The sequence below is a fragment of the Pelomonas sp. SE-A7 genome (assembly GCF_030345705.1).
In the GTDB taxonomy this organism is placed as follows: Bacteria; Pseudomonadota; Gammaproteobacteria; order Burkholderiales; family Burkholderiaceae_C; genus JAUASW01.
Map to the genome: position 1 here is coordinate 200,288 of NZ_JAUASW010000001.1, position 16,641 is coordinate 216,928.

A 16,641-nucleotide genomic window follows, 5' to 3' on the forward strand; every position below is an offset into this window, starting at 1 on the left:
CGTGCACCTCAAGCATCTTGAATGGCCGTTCTTCGATGCGGCGCATCGCGGCCTGGCCGAGCAGTTGGAGGCCTGGTGCGCCGAGCATCTGGGCCATGTCGATCATTCCAATGTCGATGAGGCCTGCAAGGGCCTGGTCAAGCAGCTGGGCCAGGGTGGCTGGCTGAAGCACGCCATCGCCGGCACGGCCCTGGGCGGTGCGGCCGAGGTGATAGACACCCGCGCCATCTGCCTCTTGCGCGAGACCCTGGCGCGCCATGACGGCCTGGCCGATTTCGCCTTTGCCATGCAGGGCCTGGGCTCGGGCGCGATCTCGCTGGCCGGCACGGCCGAACAGCGCCAGCGCTACTTGCCGCGAGTGGCTCGCGGTGAGGCGCTGGCAGCTTTTGCCTTGTCTGAACCCGAGGCCGGTTCCGATGTCGCCGCGATGCAGTGCGCGGCGGTGGCCGACGGCGAGGGCTATCTGCTGAACGGCGAGAAGACCTGGATCTCCAACGGCGGCATCGCTGACTTCTACGTGGTGTTCGCACGCACCGGTGAAGCGCCCGGGGCCCGAGGCATCTCGGCCTTCATCGTCGATGCCGACACGCCGGGCTTCGAGATCGCCGAGCGCATCGAGGTGATCGCCCCGCATCCGCTGGCGCGGCTGCGCTTCAAGAATTGCTGCGTGCCGAAGTCAGCCATGGTCGGCGCGCCCGGCGAAGGCTTTAAGGTGGCGATGCGCACGCTGGACGTGTTCCGCACTTCGGTGGCCGCCGCCTCGCTGGGCTTTGCCCGCCGCGCCTTGCAGGAAGGCCTGCACCAGGCCAGGACCCGACCCATGTTCGGGGCCAGCCTGGCCGACCTGCCGCTGACCCAGGCCAAGCTGGCCGACATGGTCTGCACCGTCGACAGCTCGGCCCTGCTGGTCTACCGCGCCGCCTGGCAGCGCGACCAGGGCCAGACCGTGACCCGCGAGGCCGCTATCGCCAAGCTGATGGCCACCGAAGGCGCCCAGCGCGTGATCGATGCTGCCGTGCAGCTTCACGGTGGGCGCGGCGTGCGCAGCGGCGAGGTCGTCGAATCGCTGTACCGAGAAATCCGGGCGCTGCGCATCTACGAGGGCGCGAGCGAAGTCCAGCAACTGATCATCGGCAAAGACCTCCTGAAAAGCTGAGCGTGAGAACCATGGCCACCACCGCACATGTAGACAGCTTTGCGCGCGACCACCTGCCACCGCGCGATCAATGGCCGGAGCTGGTGTTCGAGCTGCCCGAGCTGCAGTTCCCGCCGCAGCTGAACTGCAGCCACGAGCTGCTGGACCGCTGGGTCGAGCAAGGGCAGGGCGGCCGGCTCTGCATCCAGGGCGCCGGCGTGCGCTGGAGCTATGCGGAGCTGCAGGCCGAGGCCAATCGCATCGCTCATGTCCTGGTCGAAGACCTGGGCGTAAAGCCCGGCAATCGCGTGCTGTTGCGCGGCGCCAACTCGCCCATGCTGGCAGCCTGCTGGTTCGCGGTGATGAAGGTCGGCGCCATTGCCGTGGCCACCATGCCCCTGCTGCGCGCCAAGGAGCTGGGCCAGGTGATACAGAAGGCCGAGGTCAGCCATGCACTATGCGATGCGCGGCTGGCCGAGGAGCTGTCGCTGGCCCAGGTCCAGTGCCCCACGCTGAAGACCGTCTGCAACTACATGAGCGAGGCGGCCGACGGTCTCGAAGCCCGGGCTCGAGCCAAGAGCCCGGTGTTCGCCAACGTGGACACCGCGGCCGACGACTGCTGCATCATCGCCTTCACCTCGGGCACGACCGGCCAGCCCAAGGGCACCATGCATTTCCATCGCGACGTGATCGCGATCTGCCGCTGCTGGCCGCCACATTGCCTGCGCGCCACGGCCGACGACGTCTTCATCGGCAGCCCGCCGCTGGCTTTTACCTTTGGCCTGGGCGGTCTCGTGCTGTTTCCGATGAGCGTGGGCGCCTCCACCGTGCTGCTGGAGAAGGCGGCGCCAGATCTGCTGCTGCCTGCCATCGCGCAGTACCGGGCCACGGTCTGCTTCACCGCGCCGACTTCGTATCGGGCCATGGCGCCGCTGGTCGGTCAGCATGACCTCAGCAGCCTGCGCAAATGCGTCAGCGCCGGCGAGGCCCTGCCGGCGGCCACGCGCCAGCTGTGGAAGGACGTGACCGGCCTCGAGATGATCGACGGCATAGGCGCGACCGAGCTCTTGCACATCTTCATCTCGCACACCGAGGAGACGGCCCGGGCCGGCGCCACCGGCCTGCCGGTGCCGGGCTACCAGGCCTGTGTGCTGGACGATGAGGGCCAGGTCTTGCCGCGTTGCCAGGTGGGCCGCCTGGCGGTCAAGGGCCCGACCGGCTGCCGCTACCTGGCCGACGACCGCCAGCGCAACTATGTGCTGAACGGCTGGAACCTGACCGGCGATTCCTACCTGGTGGACGAGGACGGCTACTTCATCTACCAGGCCCGCACCGACGACATGATCATCTCGGGCGGCTACAACATCGCCGGACCCGAGGTCGAGAGCGCGCTGCTGGCCCATCCGGCCGTGGCCGAATGCGGCGTGATCGGCGAGGCCGACGAGGAGCGCGGCCAGATCGTCAAGGCCTTCGTGGTGCTGCGTGCCGGCCATGAGGCCGGGCCTGATCTGGTCAAGGAGCTGCAGGCCTTCGTCAAGGCGAACATCGCCCCGTACAAATACCCTCGTGCGATAGAGTTCCGCGCCACCCTGCCGCGCACCGAGACCGGCAAGCTGCAACGCTTCCGTCTGCGCCAAACCCCCTGAGACATGGAGAAGAGAACGATGAGGAAGACGATTCTCTGCGCCGCCCTGGCGCTGCTGGCCGCCACGCCCTTGATGGCCGCCGACAAGGTCAAGGTCGGCCTGCTGACCACGCTGTCCGGCGCCGGTGCCGGCCTCGGCGTGGACATCCGCGACGGCTTCCTGCTGGGCCTCAAGCACAGCGGCGGCAAGCTGGGCGGCGTGCCCATCGAGCTGGTCACGGCCGACGACCAGCAGAACCCCGAGGTGGCCAAGCAGACCGCCGAACGACTGCTCAAGCGCGACAAGGTCGACCTGATGACCGGCATCGTGTTCTCCAACGTGATGCTGGCCGTGGGTCCGACGGTGTTCGACGCCAAGGTGCCCTACATCAGCGCCAACGCCGGCCCCTCGCAGTACGCCGGCGAGCAGTGCAACCCGTACTTCTTCAACGTGGCCTGGCAGAACGACAACCTGCACGAGGCCGTGGGCAAGACGGTGCTGGAGAAGGGCTTCAAGAAGCTCGTGGTGCTGGCGCCCAACTACCCAGCCGGCAAGGACGCGATCACCGGCTTCAAGCGCTTCTACAAGGGCCCGAACGCGGTCATCGCCGACGAGATCTACACCAAGCTCGGCCAGCTGGACTATGCGGCCGAGCTGGCCCAGGCGCGTGCCGCCAAGCCCGATGCCATGTACATCTTTCTGCCGGGCGGCATGGGCATCAGCTTCATCAAGCAGTTCGTCGGCGCCGGCCTGTCCAAGGACATCACGCTGTTCGGCCCGGGCTTCTCGGCCGACGAGGACGTGATACGCGCCGTGGGCGACCCGATGCTGGGCATGTTCAACAGCTCGCATTGGGCCCATGACATGGACAACACGGCCAACCGAAAATTCGTCGCCGACTTCAAGGCCGAGTACGGCCGCCTGCCTTCGCTGTATGCCAGCCAGGGCTATGACGCGGCGCGGCTGATGGACGGCGCGGTCAAGGACGTCAAGGGCAAGGTCGAGGACAAGGCGGCCCTGCTGAAGGCGCTGAAGGCGGCACGGTTCGACTCGGTGCGCGGCGACTTCCGCTTCAACAACAACCAGTACCCGATCCAGGACTACTACCTGCGCGTGATCACCAAGAACACGGCCAACCAGGTGACCAACCGGACGCTGTACAAGATCTTCAGCCAGCATGCGGATGCCTATGCGGCCAGCTGCAAGATGAAGTGATGAAGAAGATGCGGGGCTGAGGCTTGGACTGGATCCTCGTCACCGAGCAGCTGCTCAACGGCCTGCAGTTCGGCCTGATGCTGTTCCTGCTGGCCGCCGGGCTGACCCTGGTGTTCGGCATCATGGACATGATCAACCTGGCCCATGGATCGCTCTACATGGTCGGCGCCTATCTGGCCGCTGCCGTGCTCGCGGCCGGTGGTGGTTTCGTGGCCGCGGTCGTGGCCGCGATGCTGGGCACGGCCCTGCTGGGCATGCTGCTTGAGTGGAGCCTGCTGCGGCGGCTCTACCAGCGCGACCACCTGTCGCAAGTGCTGGCCACCTTCGCGCTGATCCTGATCCTGAACGAGGGCGTGCGCATGGTCTGGGGCGAACAGCCGCTGATGCTGAACACGCCGGCGGCGCTGTCCGGTCCGGTCGAGCTGCTGCCCGGCCTGCTGTATCCCAGCTATCGACTGCTGATCATCGGCGTCGGCCTGGCCGTGGCGCTGGGCCTGTGGCTGGGCGTGACGCGGACCCGCATTGGCATGTGGGTGAGGGCCGGCGCCTCGAACCGGCCCATGGCGATGGCCCTGGGCGTCGATACGCGGAGGCTGTTCACGCTGGTGTTCGGACTTGGCGCCGCGCTGTGCGCGCTGGCCGGCTCGCTGCTGGGGCCGCTGCTGGCGGTGCAGGTCGGCATGGGCGAGAGCATCCTGATCCTGGCCTTCGTCGTCATCGTCATCGGCGGCATTGGCTCGATACGCGGCGCCCTGGTGGGTTCGCTGCTGGTCGGCCTGGTCGATACCGCCAGCCGCACCTTGCTGCCCATGCTGCTGCGCCAATTGGCGACGCCGGAGGTGGCTTCCAACGTCGGGCCGGCGCTCGCCTCGATGCTGATCTATCTGCTGATGGCGGCCGTGCTGTTCTGGAAGCCTCAGGGACTCTTCCCCGCCAGGAGTGGTTGAGTGACGGCCTTGTCTCTTCATCACCGCGGCCTGGGTCGCTGGAGCTGGGTTCTGCTGGCTCTGCTCGCCGCCTTGCCGCCTGCGCTGCAGGCGATGGGCCTGGAGTTCTACACCGTGGTGGCGACGCGCATCCTGGTGTTCGCCATCGCCGCCTCCAGCCTCAATCTGATCCTGGGCTTCGGCGGCCTGGTCAGCTTCGGCCATGCGGCCTATGTGGGGCTCGGGGCCTACACGGTCGGCATCCTGGCCGATGCCGGCGTGGTCTCGGCCTATGTGGCCTGGCCGGCGGCGTGCCTGGTGGCAGGTCTTGCCGCGGCCTTGATCGGCTGGATCAGCCTGCGCACCCGCGGCGTCTACTTCATCATGATCACGCTGGCCTTTGCCCAGATGTTTTATTACCTGATGGTCTCGCTGAAGGCCTATGGCGGCGACGACGGCCTGCCGCTGGCCCAGCGTTCGCAGCTCGGCTTCGGCCTGGACCTCAAGGACGACGCCCAGCTGTACTGGACAGCGCTGCTGATCGCGGCCCTGGTGCTGGCCGGCTTGAAGCGCCTGCTCAACAGTCCCTTCGGCTGGCTGCTGCAGGGCCAGCGCGAGAACGAGACCCGCATGAACGCCCTGGGCGCGCCGGTGCGTGCCGTGCAGTGGCAGGCCTTCGTGCTGGCCGGCGCCATCGCCGGCCTGGCGGGCGCACTGCTGGCCAATCTGGGCGGACTGGTCACGCCGCAGCTTTTGCACTGGTCGCAGTCGGGCCAGCTGATGGTGATGGTCATCATCGGCGGCGCCGGCGCGCTGTGGGGCGGGGCCCTGGGCGCGGCCGTGCTGCTGCTGCTGGAGGAGCTGCTGTCCAGCTACACCATCCACTGGCAGATGGGCCTGGGCCTGCTGCTGCTGGCCGTCGTGCTGTTCGCGCCGCGCGGTGTGGCCGGTCTCTGGGCCCGCAGGAGTTCGAATGGCTGAGCCGCTCCTGCAGGTCCAGGGCCTGGTCAAGCGCTTCGGCGCCCTGGTCGCCACCGACCAGGCCTCGTTCGAGGTGAACGAAGGCGAGCTGCATGCCTTGATAGGCCCCAACGGCGCGGGCAAGACCACGCTGATCCACCAGCTCTCGGGCGCGCTGATGCCCGACGCCGGCTCGGTGCGCTTTGCCGGGCAAGACCTGACCCGCGCCGACATGGCCGCCCATGTCAAGGCCGGCCTGACCCGCTCCTACCAGATCACCAGCATCTTCAAGCGCCTGACGGTGCTCGACAACCTGCGCCTCGCGCTGCAAGCGCGCCGCGGTGCCCGCTGGTTCGGCGTGGCCGAGCGCGATGCCGGCCTGCGCGAGGAGGCCGAGGCCTTGCTGATTCGGGTAGGCCTGGCTCCGCAAGCTGGCGCGATGGCCGGCGTGTTGGCCCATGGCGAGCAGCGTCAATTGGAACTGGCGCTGGCCTTGGCAACGAAGCCCCGCCTGCTGCTGCTTGACGAGCCCATGGCCGGCATGGGGCCGGAGGAGGGCGAGCAGATGGTCGAGCTGCTGCTGGCGCTCAAGGGCCGCTTCACCGTGCTGCTGGTGGAACACGACATGGACGCGGTGTTCCGTCTGGCCGACCGCATCTCCACCCTGGTGGCCGGCCGCGTGATCGCCACGGGCTCGCCGGACGAGATCCGCAATCATCCCGAGGTCAAGGCGGCCTACCTGGGCGACGAGGTCCACGCATGAGCTTGCTCGAAATCCAGGGCCTGCAAGCCGGCTATGGCGACAGCCAGGTGCTGTTCGGCCTGGACCTGTCCATCGAGGCGGGCCAGGTCGCCACGCTGCTCGGCCGCAACGGAATGGGCAAGAGCACGCTCTTGCGCTGCCTGGTCGGCTGGCTGGCGCCGGGGGGCGGCCGCATCCGCCTGGCGGGCCAGGACATCACCGGCTGGAGTGCCGACCGCGTCGCCCGCGCCGGTCTGGCCGTGGTGCCCGAGGGCCGCCAGATCTTTCCCAATCTGACGGTGCGCGAGCAGCTGCTGGCATTTGCGGCCAATCGCCATGAGGCTTCCGAGCCCTGGACGCTGGAGCGGGTCTATGCCCTGTTCCCGCGGCTGAAGGAGCGGCAGCAGAACATGGGCAACGAGCTCTCGGGCGGCGAGCAGCAGATGCTGGCCATAGGCCGCGCGCTGATGACCAATCCGCGGCTCCTGATCCTGGATGAGGCGACCGAGGGCCTGGCCCCGCTGATACGCGAGGAGATCTGGCGCTGCCTGCGCCAGCTGCGCGACTCGGGCCAGACCATTCTGGTGGTCGACAAATACGTGCAGCGCCTGATCCAGCTGGCCGATAGACACACCATCCTGGAGCGCGGCCGGGTCGCCTGGTCAGGCTCCAGCGAGCAGCTCGATGCCGACCATGGCCTATGGCAGCGCTACCTCGGAGTCTGAAGAGATGAACTTCGTCTACGAACGACGCGAGCCAGTCCGCTTCGGCCACTGCGATCCGGCCGGCATCGTCTTCTATCCGCGCTATTTCGAGATGCTCAATGCCGTGATCGAAGACTGGATCAGCCAGGGCCTGGGCATTGCCTACGCCGAGCTGCTGGGGCCTCGCCGCGTCGGGCTGCCGACGGTCAGCTTGAACACCGAGTTCAAGCGCATCAGCCGCATGGGCGATGAGCTGGTCCAGCGCATCGCCATTCAGCGTCTCGGCCGCACCTCGCTGACGCTGCGTGTCGAGTTCAGCAGTGATGACGGCCTGCGCGTCGGCTTCGACCAGGTGCTGGTCTGCACCTCGCTGGAGACGCACCAGGCACAAGAATTTCCCGCCGACCTGCGCGCCGCGCTGGAACGGGCGCAAGGAGTGAACGAATGACCACCACAAGCAAGCAGATTCTTCAGCCCGCGAGCTGGGTCGCGCCGCGCGGCTATGCCAATGCCGTGGCCGCTACCGGCCGCCAGGTCTTCGTGGCCGGCCAGATCGGTTGGAACGGCCAGTGCCAGTTCGAGAGCGACGATTTCGTCGCCCAGGTCCGCCTGGCCCTGCTGAACATCAAGGCCCTGCTGGCCGAGGCCGGTGCGAATCCTGAGCACATCACGCGCATGACCTGGTATCTGCTCGACAAGCGGGAGTACGTCGCCCGCGGCCGCGAGGTCGGCCAGGTCTACCGCGAGGTGCTTGGCCGCGAATACGGCATTGCCATGACGGCTGTGCAGGTGGCGGGCCTGATCGAGGACCGCGCCAAGGTCGAGATCGAGGTCACCGCGGTGATCCCGCAATAATGGCCGCCATCCCGCATCAATAGAGACAAGACATGAGCACCAAGACCAAGGCCAGTTTCCACTGGGACGATCCGCTGCTGTTGAACGAGCAGCTGACTGAAGACGAGCGCATGGTGCGCGACGCTGCGGCGGCGTACTGCCAGGAGAGGCTGGCGCCGCGCGTGCTCGAAGCCTTCCGCCATGAGCGCACCGACCTGGAGATCTTCCGCGAGATGGGTTCGCTGGGCCTGCTGGGTCCGACCATCCCGGCCGAGTACGGCGGCCCCGGCCTCAACTACGTCAGCTACGGCCTGGTGGCCCGGGAGGTCGAGCGCATCGATTCGGGCTACCGCTCGATGATGAGCGTGCAGAGCTCGCTGGTGATGGTGCCCATCTTCGAATTCGGCAACGAAGCGACCAAGCAGAAATACCTGCCCAAGCTGGCCACCGGCGAATGGATAGGCTGCTTCGGCCTGACCGAACCCAACCATGGCTCGGACCCCGGCTCCATGGTCACGCGCGCCAGGAAGGTGGCCGGCGGCTACTCGCTGACCGGTTCCAAGATGTGGATCACCAACAGCCCGGTGGCCGATGTCTTCGTGGTCTGGGCCAAGGAGGACGAAGGCGCAGGAAATGGACAAATACGCGGCTTCGTGCTGGAGAAGGGCTGGAAGGGCCTCTCCGCCCCGGCCATCCACGGCAAGGTCGGACTGCGCGCCTCGATCACCGGCGAGATCGTCATGGACGAGGTGTTCTGCCCGGAGGAGAACGCCTTCCCCGAGGTGCGCGGCCTGAAGGGCCCGTTCACCTGTTTGAACAGCGCCCGCTATGGCATCGCCTGGGGCGCGCTCGGCGCGGCCGAGGACTGCTGGCATACCGCCCGCCAGTACACGCTGGACCGCAAGCAGTTCGGCAAGCCGCTGGCCGCCAACCAGCTGGTGCAGAAGAAGCTGGCCGACATGCAGACCGAGATCACCCTGGGCCTGCAAGGCTGCTTGCGCCTGGGCCGCATGAAGGACGAGGGCACGGCCGCGGTCGAGATCACTTCCATCATGAAGCGCAACAGCTGCGGCAAGAGCCTGGAGATTGCCCGCACCGCGCGCGACATGCTGGGCGGCAACGGCATCAGCGACGAGTTCGGCATCGCCCGCCACCTGGTCAATCTCGAAGTGGTCAACACCTACGAGGGCACGCATGACATCCATGCGCTGATCCTGGGCCGCGCCCAGACGGGCATCGCCGCGTTCTGACGGCCATGGATGGCGGCATCGCCATCATCGGCTGTGGCCGCCTCGGCCAGACCCTGGCCCGCGCCTTCGACGCCGCGGGCCAGTCTGTTTCTGCGCTGGGCAGCCGAAGGCCGGAGCAGGCCGAGGCGCTGGCGTCGCGCTTGACTGCCTGCCGTGCGCTGCCGGCACAGGACGCTGCGGCGCGCGCTTCTCTCGTGTTCCTGTGCGTGCCCGACGACGCGATCCGCTCGCAGTGCGAGGCGCTTGCCTGGCGGGCCGACCAGGCCGTCGTGCATTGCAGCGGCGCTACCGACCTGAGCGCGCTTGAAGCGGCGAGGGCGGCCGGTGCGGCCGTCGGCGGCTTTCATCCGCTGCAGATCTTTTCAGACCCCGAGCTGGCCCTGCAGCGTCTGCCGGGTTGCAGCGTCGGTATCGAGGCCAGTAGCGCGGAGCTGCGTCAAAGGCTGAAGGACCTGGCCTTGCGCCTGAGCCTGCAGCCGCTGGACCTGAAGCCCGGGCAGCGCGCCGCGTATCACGGCGCTGCCAGCTATGCCGCCAGCTTTCTGCTGTCCATGCTGGACGAGTCCCGCCAGATCTGGGGCGAGACCCTGGGCCTGACCCCCGAGCAAACCCTGAAGGCCCTGCTGCCGCTGGCTCGCTCCACGCTGGAAGCGGCCGAGCGCCGTGGCCTGGCAGGGGCCCAGGCCGGGCCGATCTCGCGCGGCGATGCCGGCGTTGTGGCCGAGCACCTGCGGGCCCTGGATGCGCTGGGCGGTGAGCATGGGCGCTTGTACCGGGAGTTCTCGCGCCGGCAGCTGGAGCTGGCGGCGCAGTCCGGCCGGCTGAGTCCGACCCAGCTGGAGCGGCTGCGCCTGCTGCTGGCGTCTTGAGCCGGCGCTTGTATCAGGGAAACATCGCTCGCTGAGCCGGTCAGGCCGGCCTATTGTCGTTTTGTCGCATAGGGGCTTCCATTCGTCGCCCGGACTGCGAGGATGCGCGGCACCGGCACCGCGGACGGGGCAAAACCCTGTCACGCAAACAAAGCCGACCCCAGCTTCGACTCTACCGAGGAGCGTTCCCATGAATTCAGCGCAAGCTGCAGCAGGACCCGAAGAGGCCGCATCGACGGCATCATCCCCCCCAGCGTCCTTCGCCCCCGTGGCCGAAGGACAGCGCATCGAGGCCCTCGATGTGGTGCGCGGCTTCGCGCTGCTGGGCATCTTCCTGATGAACATCGAATGGTTCAACCGACCGTTCTCCGCGTTCAACGACGGCATTCCGCGTGACGCCACCGGCATCGAGTGGCTGGCCAACTGGTTCGTCAATTACTTCGTGGCCGGCAAGTTCTGGACCATCTTCTCCCTGCTGTTCGGCATGGGCTTCGCGGTGATGCTGGTGCGCGCCGAGAAGGCCGGCCGCGAGTTCAAGAAGGTCTATCTGCGCCGCGTGCTGGCCCTGGGCGTGTTCGGGGCCCTGCACTACATCTTCCTTTGGGAGGGCGACATCCTGTTCAGCTACGCCGTCGGTGCGCTGGGCCTGATGATCGTGCTGTACGGCCGGCCCTGGCCCATCTTCATTGGCATCCTCGTGGCCCTGGGCCTCGGCTTTGTGGCCAATGCGATGTTCGCCGTCATGGTCGGCCTGATTTTGACCGGACTGCTGGGCGTCTACATGCGCTCGCCCAAGAAGGTCAAAGGCATTCCGCTGTTCAGCTTCCTGCTGATGCTGATCGGCCTCTTGATGAGCATCGCCGCCGGCGTGTTCTGGGCCCTGCCTGACGGGCCGATGGAGGCCCGCCTGCCGCTGTCGGTCTTCGGTCCGATGCTCCTGATCACCGGCTGGCTGTCCTGGAAGTACTACGAGCCGGCCGAGAAGCGCAGCCTGCGCATGGCCGCCAGCATCTATGTGTTCGCCGGCCTGAGCATGACGGCCGGCTCACTGGTCCAGCATTTCTCGCCCGATCCCACGGTCGCCCCTGCCGGCAGCGAAGCCAGGCCGGCCGTGACCGCTGAGGCACCGGCTTCGGCCGTGGCTCTGGTGGCACCTTCGGCCTCGCCGGTCCAGGCCGCGGCCTCGATGGCCAAGGCCGCCTCGGCCGCCGACAAGCCCAAGCCCCTGACCAAGGCCGAGAAGGCCGCCCAGGCCAAGAAGGACAAGGAAAAGCGCCTGAAGGAAGGCGCCGAGAACCGCGTCAAGGAAACCAAGCTCTTCACCACCGGCAGCTATTACGAGGTGATGGAACGCCGCGCCGCCCAGTTCCCGGAGAAGGCGGCCGGCGACGCCGGCTTCGCCGTGCTGCTGGTCGGCATGTTCCTGATGGGCGCCTGGTTCGTTCGCTCCGGCGTGATGGACAACACCGAGCGCCACCTGCCGCTGTTCCGCAAGATGGCCTTGTGGGGCCTGCCGGTCGGCATAGGCCTGGGCCTGGCCACCTGCTTCATCACGGTCTCGCACACGCCGGGCAACCAGTACGACGGCTGGGGCATCGCCCATGGCCTGAGGACGCTGGGCAACCTGCCGGCCTGCCTGGGCTATGTGGGCCTGATGGTGGTGGCCCTGCACAGCAAGAGCTTCGGCTTCGTGCGCTGGCTGGCGCCGGCCGGCCGCATGGCGCTGACCAACTACCTGATGCAGTCGCTGATCTGCACGCTGTACTTCTACGGCTACGGCCTCGGCCACTGGGGCATGCCGCGCAGTGTCCAGATGCTGTTCGTGGTCGCGGTCTATGCCGGCCAGATCGCGTTCAGCCACTGGTGGCTGAGCAAATTCCGCTACGGCCCCATGGAATGGCTGTGGCGCGGCTTCACCTACCGCGAGCTGCCCAAGCTGCGCATCGCTAGCGCGACGCAGCCGGTTTCGGCGGCGGCTTGACGGCGGCGGCGGGCAGCAGCTCGATGCGCTGCCCGGTCGCCGCCTCGACCCGGGCCCGCGTGTAGAGAAGGGGGAAGTACTCCCCCTTCAACCACAGCGGTGCCAGGTCGCGGTAATGCGGGCTGGCCGGGTTGCCGGACTGCCCCGGCGTGTTGACCGCCAGCGACTCGTCCCAGCTGCCCACGTCGATCAGCATGCGGAACGAGGCGCCGCCCAGTTGGCGCAGGCTGGACGGGTCATAGCTTGAGATGTTGACCGTGTCGTTGCCGCCCTGCTTTGGGAAGGGGCCGACGCTCAGCCGGGCCTGCACGGCCGGCTCGGCGGCACGCCCCAGCGGATGCGGGAGCATCACCTGGTGCAGCCTTTCCCAGCGCCAGCTGGCGGCATCGCTGCCGGCCACGCGCACCATCTCTTCCCAGGCCTTGGCCAGGCTGCGGTCCAGCAGCTCGTCCCGCTTGGCCGTGCCGCCCAGCGGCTTGGCCGGCTGCTCCAGTGCGTCGATGACGAACTCGGTGTCGGCCGAGCTGAGCAGTCGGGCGGTGGCGGCCGGTAGCACCGCGTCCTTGACCACGGCGCCCAGGTGGCGCGACCACCAGACCTCGTACAGCGCCGCGGCCGGCGAGCTGCCGCTGACGCGGGCATCCCAGGCCAGCAACAGGGCCGCGGCCGTCTTGGCCGTGCCCGACTCCAGCTTGACTTCGCGCAGCACGGCCAGCGCGCGCCGTGCTGTGATCGACAGCAGGTCGTTCTGCAGCGCCTTCATGTCTTCCATGTCCAGCCGGGGCTTGGCCTTGAGCTGCTCGGCCACGCGCTGCCAGCGCGCGTTGGCGGCCCATTCGAAACCCAGCTTGCGCTCCTGGTAGGGATAGCCGGTCGGCAGGTTCTGCTCGTTGCTGGAGGCGATCCAGCCCTGCTTGGGGTTGTACGACCAGGGCAACTGCTCGCCGCTCCAGAAGCCGCCCCATTCGTAGCGGCCGTCGCCGGGAACCGGCAGCAGGCCGTCCCAGTTCTTGCGGATCGGCGCCAGGCCGCCGCTGACCCAGCCGATGTTGCCGGCCGTGTCGGCATAGAGCTGGTTTTCGCTGGGCGTACCCCAGTTGGCCATGGCCTTGCGGAACTCCTCGAAATTGCGGGCCCGCATGTAGTCGATGCTGCCGAAGTAGGGCGCCGTGCCGGGCTCGGTCCAGGCGGTCCTCAGCGCATAGAGGCGGTTGCGGGCCGGGTCGGCATGCAGCACCGGGCCATGGCGGGTGAAGACCAGCTCCACCTTCTCCGGGCTGCCGCCGCGCACCGGCACGCTCTCGCTGACGCGCCGCACTTTCTCCCAGCCATCGCGGTAGCGGTATTCATCGGGCTTGCCGGGCCGGGTCTCGTAGACGAACAGGTCTTCCTGGTCGGTGGCGAAGATGGTCAGGCCGAAGGCGATCGTGCCGTTGTGGCCGATGGAGACGCCCGGCAGGGCCGGCTCGCCGGCACCAATGACCGACAGGCCCGGCGCATTCAGGTGGACGATGTAGCGCAGAGAGGGGCTGGCCAGGGCACGGTGCGGGTCGCTGGCCAGCATGGGCCGGCCGGTGGCGGTCTTGGACGGCGCCAGCACCCAGGCATTGCTGCCCTCGGGCGGCCGCAATGGCGCGGCGGCCAGCTGCAGCGAGGCTTCGTCGGCGCCGTCCCAGGCGCCGCGTCGGTCTTCGCGGCCGGCGACCTGCACGCCCTGGGTGGCCAGCGCATAGCTGCGGTAGACCTCGGGCGGGATGCAGGGGTCCAGGCCCTCGGGCAGCTTGGTTTCCCAGGCGGGCGACAGCTTGTTGCGCACCTCGTCATGGGCCAGCGAGCCCCGGCAGGCCATGACGGCGCGCGAAAGCTCGGAGCTGAGGTTGCGGGTCAGGCCATGGCTGCGGATGCGCACCACGTCCTCGGCCTGCCATTTCTCCGGCGCATAGCCGAAGTAGCGGAATTCGAAGGGCAGCAGATCGGGCTCACGCGAGGCCTGGTCGATGAAGGCATTGATGCCGGCCACGAAGCGTTCGCTGATGCGCTGGGCCGAGGGACCGTAGCGCTTCCATTCGGCCGCCATGTCGCCGCGGTACAGCATCAGGCGCGAGGCGCGGTCCTGCTCGACGAAGTTGGGGCCGAAGATCGAGGCCAGGCGGCCGAGGCCGCGACGCCGCCACAGGTCGATCTGGAACAGCCGGTCGCGCGCCGCGTTGTAGCCCTGCAGGAAGAACAGGTCATCGTTGCTCTGCGCATAGAGGTGAGGCACGCCCCAGCGGTCGACCAGGATCTCGGCCGGTGCCGATAGGCCCGGTAGCTTGAGGCTTTCGGCCTGAGCCGGCAGCGAGGCCTGCAGGGCCAGCGCGGCCAGCAGGGTCAGCGGGGGGCGAGGGTGTCTACGGGCCATGGGCGGCGAGCATAGTCGAGGCGTGTCGATTTGCCGCCATGCCGTCCGTCGTGTGTTCAGATGCGGCGCGGATGCCGGTCAGAACCCAAGGAGATGCGAGATGCGTGTGATGGTGATCGTCAAGGCCACGGCCGAGTCCGAGGCCGGCCAGATGCCCAGGACCGAACTGCTGGCCGCCATGGGCGCCTTCAACGAGGAACTGGTCAAGGCCGGCATCATGCTGGCGGGCGAGGGCCTCAAGCCCAGCTCGGCCGGGGCGCGGGTGCTGTTCAGCGGCCCGGACCGCCGCGTCGCCGACGGGCCCTTCACGGAGACCAAGGAGCTGGTTGCCGGCTTCTGGCTCTGGCAGGTCAAGTCCATGGACGAGGCGGTCGCCTGGGTGAGGCGCTGCCCCAATCCCATGGAGAGCGATTCCATCATCGAGATCCGCCCGGTCTTCGAAGCCGAGGACTTCGGCACCGAGTTCACGCCGGAGCTGCGCGAGCAGGAGGACAGGTTGAGGGCGGAGATCGAGGCGGCCAAGCCGCGCTGAGCCTTCAGCCGGTGCGGACCACGAAGTCGTAGCGGGCGATCAGCTCGCTGCCCAGGCGCTGCGGCGCCAGCACCAGGGAGGGCTTGGCCTCGGCATCGGCGCGCAGTTCGGGGTCGCCGCGGAAATAGAGCTGGGTGGTGATCACCGGGCCGCCGACCGCGTTGACCTTGACGTGCAGGTGGGCAGGCCTGCGGGCCGAGCCCAGGCCGTAGGCCACTGGCTTGATGGTGCGCAACTGGAAGCGGCCCTGCTCGTCGGTTTCCATGCGGCCGCGCAGCCGGTAGCCGGCCTGGTCATAGACACCCTGGCTGTCGCATTGCCAGAAGTCCAGCAGGGCGCGCTTCAGGGCCTGGCCATGGACGTCCAGCACCCGGCCGTTCAGGGTCAGCACCGTGCCGGCCATGCCGGGCTCCAGCAGCAACGAGCGCAGCGGCGCGCCGGCCTTGTAGAACGGTCCTTCCCAGTTGGCTTCGGTCTCCGGCACGTCCTCGTTGGCTGCCGCGAGCGCCGGCACGGCGCCCAGCACCAGGGTGCCGGCGGTCAGCTGCAAGAGCTGGCGGCGGTCATTCAGGCGATGCTGACGCAGCAGCACGGACATGGGGGACCTCGGAGCAGGAGGGACCGGCATTCTGGCCCGCTTCCTTGCCTTGAGGGAGAGTGCAAACCAGCAGACGCGGTGGCTTCAGGGCTGGCCGGCGCCCAGCTGATGCTGGTAGAGCCGCTTGAACGCCGGGCTCTCGCGCTCCTGGGCCAGCAGGCTCCAGAGCCGCTCGGCCAGGGCTCCGCGCTTGGCGATGAAGCCGTGTGAATACACGAGGAAGTAGGACTTGCGCAGCAGCAGGGGCCCGGCCGTCTCCAGCTTGCCGGCCCATTGCGGATCGGCCGCCAGGTCCTTGGCATGGGCCTGGGAGACCAGCACGCCGGACAAACGGCCCAGCTCCAGCTTCCTCATCATGGCCTGCGCCGTGGGGGAGCCGTCGTCGACCGCGGCTCCGTGCTGACGCGCGAACTCGGCGATGGAATAGCCGCGCTGCGCGCCCAGGGGCTGCTGGGCTTCGGCCAGGCCGCGGAACTGCTGGCCGTCCCAGCGCAGCGGGCTGCCGGTCGGCCGCAGCAGCCAGTAGCCGAGCGCGAACATGCGGCGGCTGTCGTCGAGCTGGCCGTCGGCCTGCAGCGGAAACGCCAGGCCGGCGGCACGTTCGGGCGTATGGCTGGCGGCCAGGGCACCGTCGTGTTCACCGAGCGCGGCTTCGCGCAGGCAGCGGGCCCAGGGCAGCGGGACCAGGCGGATCTCCAGCTCAGGCGCGCGCCGGGCCACGGCCTGGATCAGCTCCACGGCCACCGGATGGGCGGCCGGGTCGTTCAGCTCCTGGTTGAAGCAGATGCTGATGGCGGCTTGCGCCCCGCCGGTCATGCCGGCCAGGCAGAACAGCAAGCAGCGCAGCATGCCCGCCATCGTGTCTTGTC

At 68.2% G+C, this 16,641-nt stretch carries 16 protein-coding genes; 13 read left to right on the plus strand and 3 right to left on the minus strand.

Translation table 11 applies throughout. From position 1 onward, the window contains the following. Position 1 precedes the first annotated feature (1 nt). The 12 genes from QT382_RS00945 (at position 2) to QT382_RS01000 (ending at position 12,241) form a co-directional block, all read left to right on the plus strand. Entirely contained in the window at positions 2-1,156 is a 1,155-nt protein-coding gene (locus QT382_RS00945; RefSeq protein WP_289252175.1) for an acyl-CoA dehydrogenase family protein, read from the plus strand. A gap of 11 nt (positions 1,157-1,167) precedes the next feature. Further along, entirely contained in the window at positions 1,168-2,781 is a 1,614-nt protein-coding gene (locus QT382_RS00950) for an AMP-binding protein (RefSeq protein ID WP_289252176.1), read from the plus strand. Positions 2,782-2,799: 18 nt separating this feature from the next. Then, complete coding sequence (locus QT382_RS00955) at positions 2,800-3,975, plus strand: ABC transporter substrate-binding protein (protein ID WP_289252177.1); 1,176 nt, start codon at positions 2,800-2,802, stop codon at positions 3,973-3,975. 23 nt (positions 3,976-3,998) lie between these two features. Continuing rightward, entirely contained in the window at positions 3,999-4,922 is a 924-nt protein-coding gene (locus QT382_RS00960) for a branched-chain amino acid ABC transporter permease (protein ID WP_289252178.1), read from the plus strand. Next, entirely contained in the window at positions 4,923-5,882 is a 960-nt protein-coding gene (locus QT382_RS00965; protein WP_502929803.1) for a branched-chain amino acid ABC transporter permease, read from the plus strand. Continuing rightward, on the plus strand, positions 5,875-6,624 hold the full coding sequence (locus tag QT382_RS00970) for an ABC transporter ATP-binding protein (RefSeq protein WP_289252179.1): 750 nt from the start codon (positions 5,875-5,877) through the stop codon (positions 6,622-6,624). Before QT382_RS00965 ends, QT382_RS00970 begins: the two co-directional genes overlap by 8 nt. Further along, positions 6,621-7,328, plus strand: coding sequence for an ABC transporter ATP-binding protein (locus tag QT382_RS00975; protein WP_502929804.1), 708 nt, complete (start codon positions 6,621-6,623; stop codon positions 7,326-7,328). The genes QT382_RS00970 and QT382_RS00975 overlap by 4 nt, the downstream gene beginning before the upstream one ends. 4 nt (positions 7,329-7,332) lie before the next feature. After that, positions 7,333-7,755: an acyl-CoA thioesterase gene (locus QT382_RS00980; protein ID WP_289252180.1), complete on the plus strand. Its 423-nt coding sequence runs from the start codon at positions 7,333-7,335 to the stop codon at positions 7,753-7,755. After that, a complete protein-coding gene (locus QT382_RS00985) occupies positions 7,752-8,162 on the plus strand; it encodes a RidA family protein (RefSeq protein WP_289252181.1) in 411 nt (136 codons plus the stop codon). The genes QT382_RS00980 and QT382_RS00985 overlap by 4 nt, the downstream gene beginning before the upstream one ends. Positions 8,163-8,194: 32 nt before the next feature. After that, the gene (locus QT382_RS00990; RefSeq protein ID WP_289252182.1) at positions 8,195-9,391 is read left to right on the plus strand and encodes an acyl-CoA dehydrogenase; all 1,197 of its coding nucleotides are present in this window, start codon (positions 8,195-8,197) and stop codon (positions 9,389-9,391) included. 5 nt (positions 9,392-9,396) lie between these two features. Beyond that, the gene (locus QT382_RS00995; RefSeq protein ID WP_289252183.1) at positions 9,397-10,260 is read left to right on the plus strand and encodes a Rossmann-like and DUF2520 domain-containing protein; all 864 of its coding nucleotides are present in this window, start codon (positions 9,397-9,399) and stop codon (positions 10,258-10,260) included. A 268-nt stretch (positions 10,261-10,528) separates the two neighbouring features. Beyond that, positions 10,529-12,241, plus strand: coding sequence for a DUF418 domain-containing protein (locus tag QT382_RS01000; protein WP_289252184.1), 1,713 nt, complete (start codon positions 10,529-10,531; stop codon positions 12,239-12,241). On the opposite strand, the gene QT382_RS01005 is transcribed toward QT382_RS01000, so the two are convergent. Then, positions 12,207-14,642 (minus strand): penicillin acylase family protein, encoded by a 2,436-nt coding sequence (locus QT382_RS01005; RefSeq protein ID WP_289252185.1) that lies wholly within the window; start codon positions 14,640-14,642, stop codon positions 12,207-12,209. The two genes, QT382_RS01000 and QT382_RS01005, sit on opposite strands and share 35 nt — an antisense overlap. A gap of 100 nt (positions 14,643-14,742) precedes the next feature. Here QT382_RS01005 and QT382_RS01010 point away from each other — a divergent pair, with 100 nt between their 5' ends. Then, entirely contained in the window at positions 14,743-15,174 is a 432-nt protein-coding gene (locus QT382_RS01010) for a YciI family protein (protein WP_289252186.1), read from the plus strand. A gap of 4 nt (positions 15,175-15,178) precedes the next feature. On the opposite strand, the gene QT382_RS01015 is transcribed toward QT382_RS01010, so the two are convergent. After that, the gene (locus QT382_RS01015; RefSeq protein WP_289252187.1) at positions 15,179-15,772 is read right to left on the minus strand and encodes a dioxygenase family protein; all 594 of its coding nucleotides are present in this window, start codon (positions 15,770-15,772) and stop codon (positions 15,179-15,181) included. Between the two features lie 84 nt (positions 15,773-15,856). Continuing rightward, a complete protein-coding gene (locus tag QT382_RS01020) occupies positions 15,857-16,621 on the minus strand; it encodes a substrate-binding periplasmic protein (RefSeq protein WP_289252188.1) in 765 nt (254 codons plus the stop codon). Positions 16,622-16,641: the final 20 nt, after the last annotated feature.

Bases quoted from the DNA above. Each gene is read 5' to 3' on its own strand.
- QT382_RS00950 (WP_289252176.1), top strand. From the start codon at position 1,168: ATGGCCACCACCGCACATGTAGACAGCTTTGCGCGCGACCACCTGCCA.
- QT382_RS00955 (WP_289252177.1), top strand. From the start codon at position 2,800: ATGAGGAAGACGATTCTCTGCGCCGCCCTGGCGCTGCTGGCCGCCACG.
- QT382_RS00970 (WP_289252179.1), top strand. From the start codon at position 5,875: ATGGCTGAGCCGCTCCTGCAGGTCCAGGGCCTGGTCAAGCGCTTCGGC.
- QT382_RS00975 (WP_502929804.1), top strand. From the start codon at position 6,621: ATGAGCTTGCTCGAAATCCAGGGCCTGCAAGCCGGCTATGGCGACAGC.
- QT382_RS00980 (WP_289252180.1), top strand. From the start codon at position 7,333: ATGAACTTCGTCTACGAACGACGCGAGCCAGTCCGCTTCGGCCACTGC.
- QT382_RS00985 (WP_289252181.1), top strand. From the start codon at position 7,752: ATGACCACCACAAGCAAGCAGATTCTTCAGCCCGCGAGCTGGGTCGCG.
- QT382_RS00990 (WP_289252182.1), top strand. From the start codon at position 8,195: ATGAGCACCAAGACCAAGGCCAGTTTCCACTGGGACGATCCGCTGCTG.
- QT382_RS00995 (WP_289252183.1), top strand. From the start codon at position 9,397: ATGGATGGCGGCATCGCCATCATCGGCTGTGGCCGCCTCGGCCAGACC.
- QT382_RS01005 (WP_289252185.1), bottom strand. From the start codon at position 14,642: ATGGCCCGTAGACACCCTCGCCCCCCGCTGACCCTGCTGGCCGCGCTG.
- QT382_RS01010 (WP_289252186.1), top strand. From the start codon at position 14,743: ATGCGTGTGATGGTGATCGTCAAGGCCACGGCCGAGTCCGAGGCCGGC.
- QT382_RS01015 (WP_289252187.1), bottom strand. From the start codon at position 15,772: ATGTCCGTGCTGCTGCGTCAGCATCGCCTGAATGACCGCCGCCAGCTC.
- QT382_RS01020 (WP_289252188.1), bottom strand. From the start codon at position 16,621: ATGCTGCGCTGCTTGCTGTTCTGCCTGGCCGGCATGACCGGCGGGGCG.